This is a genomic window from Streptomyces sp. UH6, assembly GCF_013421635.1.
Lineage (GTDB): Bacteria > Actinomycetota > Actinomycetes > Streptomycetales > Streptomycetaceae > Streptomyces > Streptomyces abyssomicinicus.
Genome location: NZ_JACADT010000425.1, coordinates 1 through 4,715 on the forward strand (window position 1 = coordinate 1; position 4,715 = coordinate 4,715).

The window sequence follows — 4,715 nt, forward strand, 5'->3', positions numbered from 1 at the left end:
GCCCGTCGGCGGCGGTCATCCGGCCAGGTGCCCGCGGACCCAGGCGAGCAGACCGGGTACGCAGGCCTCGATCATGTCCAGGACGTCCTCGAAGCCCTGGCCCCCTCCGTAGTACGGGTCGGGCACCTCGAGGTCCCCGGACGCCACCGCCTCCGGGTCGAAGGAGCGCAGCAGCCGGACCCGGGACGGGTCCTCGACCAGGCCGCGCAGCGCCTTCTCGTGGGTGCGGTCCATCGCGAGGAACAGGTCGGCGTCGAGGTGCTCGGCACCGACCTGGGCGGCCGCATGGCCGGTCGGATAGCCACGGTGGGCGAGCGCGCCGCCGGAGCGCGGGTCGATCGGCTCCCCGACGTGCCAGTCACCGATCCCGGCGCTGGTCACCCGGACCCGGTCGTCGAGGCCGGCCCGGCGCAGATGCTCCGCCACCACCAGGGCGGCCGAGGGGGACCGGCAGATGTTTCCGCTGCAGACGAACGTCAGGTGCACCCGCCCAGCCTACGGCGGTCCGGCCGCCGGCGGACCCGTCGGTACGTGACGTCGACGTCGCGCCGCCGGACGGCACCGTCCTCGACCCGGGCCACGCCCCGCCCGTCGGCGTAGCGCACCGTGAACTCGTCGGCGGTGTCGTCGTACCCGGTGACACAGGAGGTCGCACATGGCGTGTGCCCCTGTCAGTCCTCCGGCAGCACGGTGCCGGGGCCCAGGCCGGCGCGCTGGACGAGGAAGGCGCCACCCCTGCCTCTCCACACCCCTGCCTCCCCACACCCCTGCCTCTCCACACCCCTGCCTCCCCGCATGCCGCATCCCCGCGTGCCGTACCGCTGGGCCTCCGGCCGTTGCGGCACGATGGCCCGGTCCGTTTCGCGCAGGGGGGCGAGAAGGAGCCGTCATGAGCAACACCTTCGTCAGTCCGTATCTGAACTTCGACGGAAACGCCCGCGAGGCGATGGAGTTCTACCGCACCGTCTTCGGCGGCACGCTGGAACTCATGCGCTACGACGCCCTCGACATGGGCGCCGAGCTGAGCCCCGCCGACGCCGCCAAGATCATGCACGGCAGCCTGGAGTCGGAGTCCGGGCCCACCCTCATGGGCGCCGACGTCCCGCCGGGAACCGACTACCGGCCCGGCAGCGCCGTGACCGTCGCGCTCACCGGGGACGACGCCGGGACGCTCCGCGGCTGGTGGGAGAAGCTGTCGAGCGGCGGTACGGTCACCGTGCCGATGGACCGTCAGCCCTGGGGCGACGAGTTCGGGGCCTGCACGGACGCCTACGGCATCGACTGGCTGGTCAACATCTCCACCGACTGAGCCCGCCCGAAGGCGCCACGGGCCCGTCCACGGGACCGGCGGCGCCCTTCACCTCTCCTCACCTCTCCCGGGCGGCGGTCACAGGCTCGTCAGCACCTGTGGCGCCAGATTCTTGACCATCGTGTTGGTCCAGCGCATCTGCCGCAGCGTCCGCGGATGGCAGGAGGACACCAGCGCCACCAGCTCCCGCTCCCGGGCCGCCTGCGCAGCCTGGGCCAGCATCTCCCAGTGCAACGAGTTCTCCGCGGCCGATAGGTGCAGTTCCCGCAGGTCGCGCAGAAGGAGCAGACCTGGTTCCGGGCGGTGCCCGACGACCGCGGCGGCCTTCGACCGAAGCGTGGCCAGCAGGCCGCCGTCGCGGGAGCCGGCCGGCTCGTCCGGACCCGGTCCCCGAGCCGCTCCCGCGTCGGCCAGCCGGCGCGCGTGGTCGCGGGACCAGCCGGCCAGGTCCAGGGCGACGTGGTGCACCTCGTGCTCGGAGCGGTGACGCTCCGCCACGGCCGTCAGCTGCCGGGCCAGGTCCTCCTCGCCCCGGTGCAGCACCCGCATCGCGATCCCGATCCCCTTCACCGTCCGCCTCCCCGTGCGTCCCGGCGGCCCTCGCTCGTCTGCCGCACATGTGCCGCCGGACCACCGGCGGTCGCCTGCACGGAGTCGCGGTCCACCGGGGCCGAGGCCGTGGTGGTGGGCGCCGGGGAAGGGCTCCCGTCACCCCGCTCGACCAGGGTCAGCGAGGCCGCGGCCATCTTGAACAGCGGCTGTTTGGACGCGGGATCCCAGTCGGTGACCGTGGCCTCGTTGGCCGCACGCGGCGGCGTCCGGTCGTCCGGGCCGTCCGGGGAGGGGGTGTCCCAGTAGCCGTAGTGGAACGGCACGAAGAGGACCCCGGGCCGCATCCCGGTGACCCGCAGCCGCCCCCGCGTCGCGCCCCGGGGCGTGCGCACCTCGACCACGTCCCCCTCCCGCAGGTCCATGCGCTCCGCGTCGACGGCCGCCACCTCGACCCAGACGTCGGGGGCGGCCGCGTCCAGCTGGGGAGCCCGCCCGGTCTTGGTGCGGGTGTGGAAGTGGTACACGGTGCGGCCGGTGGTGAGGTGGAACGGGTACGTGTCGTCCGGTTCCTCGTGCGGCGGAAGGTACTCGGCCGCCTTGATCATCGCCTTGCCGTCCGGGTTGAGCGAGCGGTACTCGACCGCGTCCTGCGCCGCCCCGGTGACCAGATCCTTGCCGTAACTCTCGCAGACGTCCGGGTGGGCCCAGCTGGCCCCCCGGGTGTAGAGGCGCAAGGTGCCCTCCGGAGCGCCCTCCCCGCAGGGCCACTGGACGCCGCTGCCGCCACGCAGCATGTCGTAGCTCAGACCGGTGTAGTCGCACGGCCGCCCCGCGCTGCAGCGCTTCCACGCCTCGAAGGCCGATTCCGCGTCGTGCCAGGTGATCAGCGGGCCCCCGTCCTTGTCCCGGAAGTCCATCCGCCGGGCGTACTCCAGGAAGATGTCCAGATCCGGACGGGCCTCACCGGTCGGCTCCACGGCCTTCTCCGACAGGTGCACCGTGCGGTCGGCGTTGGTGAAGGTGCCCGTCTTCTCGCCCCAGGTCGCCGCCGGCAGCACCACGTCGGCGCATCGCGCCGTCTCCGTCAGGAAGAGGTCCTGCACGACCAGGAACAGGCGCTCCTGGCCGAGCACCGACCGGACACGGGAGAGCTCCGGCAGCGAGACGGCGGGGTTGGTCCCGCTGACCCACAGCATCCTGAGCGACCCCTGCTCGGCGTACCGGAACATCTGCATGGCGTGGGTCGGCGGCGCGTAGTGCGGGACGGTCTCCGGCTCGACGTTCCACACCCGGGCGAGGTCGGCGACATGGGCGTCGTTCTGCCAGTTCCGGAAGCCCGGCAGATCGCCGTCGGCACCGCACTCGCGGGTGTTCTGGGCCGTGGGCTGACCGTTCATCTGCAGCACGCCGGCCCCGGGCCGGCCCAGCATCCCGCGGATCAGGTGCAGGTTGTTGACCTGCACGGCCGCGGCCGTCGCCTGGTGCGACTGGTAGACGCCCTGCAGCACGGTCGACAGCAGCCGGTCCGCGGTCCCCAGGATCTCGGCCGCCTCGCGGATGCGCGCCTCCGGCACGTCGCAGATCCCGGCGGCCCGGCGCGGGGTGCTGTCCCGTACCCGTTCCGCCAGTTCCGCGAAGCCGACGGTGTGCTCGTCGATGTACGCCCGGTCCGTCCAGCCGTTGCGCACGATCTCGTGCAGCAGCGCGTTCAGCAGCGCCACGTTGGTGCCGGGCCGGGGCGCCAGGTGCACGGCCGCCACCCGGGCCGCCGGGGTGGGCCGGGGGTCGACGCAGACCAGGCGCGGCGGGTCGGCGCCCTCCAGGCGGTCCATGATCCGCATCCACTGCACGGGCTGGGTCTCGGCCAGGTTGTGCCCGAAAAGGGCGATCACGTCGGCGTGGTCGATGTCGTCGTAGGTTCCCGGCTGACCGTCACAGCCGAACGACTCCTTCAGCGCCTCGGCGGCGGTGGCCGTGCACAGCCGTGTGTTGCCGTCCAGATGACTGGTCCCGATGCCGGCGCGGGCGAGCACGGCGAGCGTGTAGTACTCCTCCAGGAAGAGCTGCCCGGAGGTGTAGAAGCCGACGGACCCCGGGCCGCGCTCGGCCAGCAGCTCCCGGGTGCGGCGGGTCACCCGCTCCATGGCCGTGTCCCAGTCGCACTCCACCAGCTCACCTGCCTCGCGGTCCGCCGAGGCGTTGGCCTGCCACCCGAAGAGGTCCTTCGGTCCGAGCCGCCCGCGGTTCACCCGGTCCACCGCCCGGCCGCGGACCCCGACCATGCGGCCGTCGCGGACCGCGATGTCCATCGCGTCCCCGTCGGAGTGCAGGATCGAGGCCGCCTGCACCCACCGGTCCACCGAGGCGGGCTCCACCCCGTCCTCCAGGCGGACGTCCACCCGTTCCGGCCACACCCCGTGCCGGTCGTAGGGCGTACGCCCTCCCCAGGGAAGGGCGATCCGGTCCACCGTCTCGTCCACGCGCCTGTCTCCCGCCTCTCGACGACCGGTCACCGGTACCCCTCACCACCCCCGCCAACCGGCCCGAGCCCTCCGGCCCGACGCCACGGCCCCCGAGGCCACCGACCCGGTGCGAGCTCGGTGCCACCGGCTCGGCGCGACCGGTTCGGTGCGACCGGTTCGGTGCCCCGAACACCACGTCGGATTTCCGCCGGACCCGGACCGCCTCCCGTCCGCACCCTGTCCGTATGACCGCGAGAACGACGCCCTCCTTCCGGGTCCACGCCCTCCCCGCCTCCGTGCTCGACCGCGCCCGCGAGGGCGGCCCCGACGCGTGGGGGTCGCCGCCCGAACGCCTCACCGCCGAGGGCGGCGAACCCCTGCGCTGCTGCCTG

Annotated in this window: 4 protein-coding genes; 1 reads left to right on the forward strand and 3 read right to left on the reverse strand. The window is 73.5% G+C overall.

Features of this window, described 5'->3' with window-relative positions; translation table 11 throughout:
* Positions 1–15: 15 nt before the first annotated feature.
* Positions 16–486, reverse strand: coding sequence for a low molecular weight protein-tyrosine-phosphatase (locus HW445_RS19040; protein ID WP_180222204.1), 471 nt, complete (start codon positions 484–486; stop codon positions 16–18).
* 403 nt (positions 487–889) lie between these two features.
* On the opposite strand from HW445_RS19040, the gene HW445_RS19045 reads away from it, so the two are divergent.
* On the forward strand, positions 890–1,309 hold the full coding sequence (locus HW445_RS19045) for a VOC family protein (RefSeq protein WP_180222205.1): 420 nt from the start codon (positions 890–892) through the stop codon (positions 1,307–1,309).
* Positions 1,310–1,387: 78 nt separating this feature from the next.
* Here the strand turns inward: HW445_RS19045 and HW445_RS19050 are convergent, their stop codons facing one another.
* Both HW445_RS19050 and HW445_RS19055 read right to left on the reverse strand, forming a co-directional pair.
* Positions 1,388–1,879, reverse strand: coding sequence for a hypothetical protein (locus HW445_RS19050; RefSeq protein WP_180222206.1), 492 nt, complete (start codon positions 1,877–1,879; stop codon positions 1,388–1,390).
* The gene (locus HW445_RS19055; protein ID WP_180222207.1) at positions 1,876–4,341 is read right to left on the reverse strand and encodes a molybdopterin oxidoreductase family protein; all 2,466 of its coding nucleotides are present in this window, start codon (positions 4,339–4,341) and stop codon (positions 1,876–1,878) included. The genes HW445_RS19050 and HW445_RS19055 overlap by 4 nt, the downstream gene beginning before the upstream one ends.
* Positions 4,342–4,715: the final 374 nt, after the last annotated feature.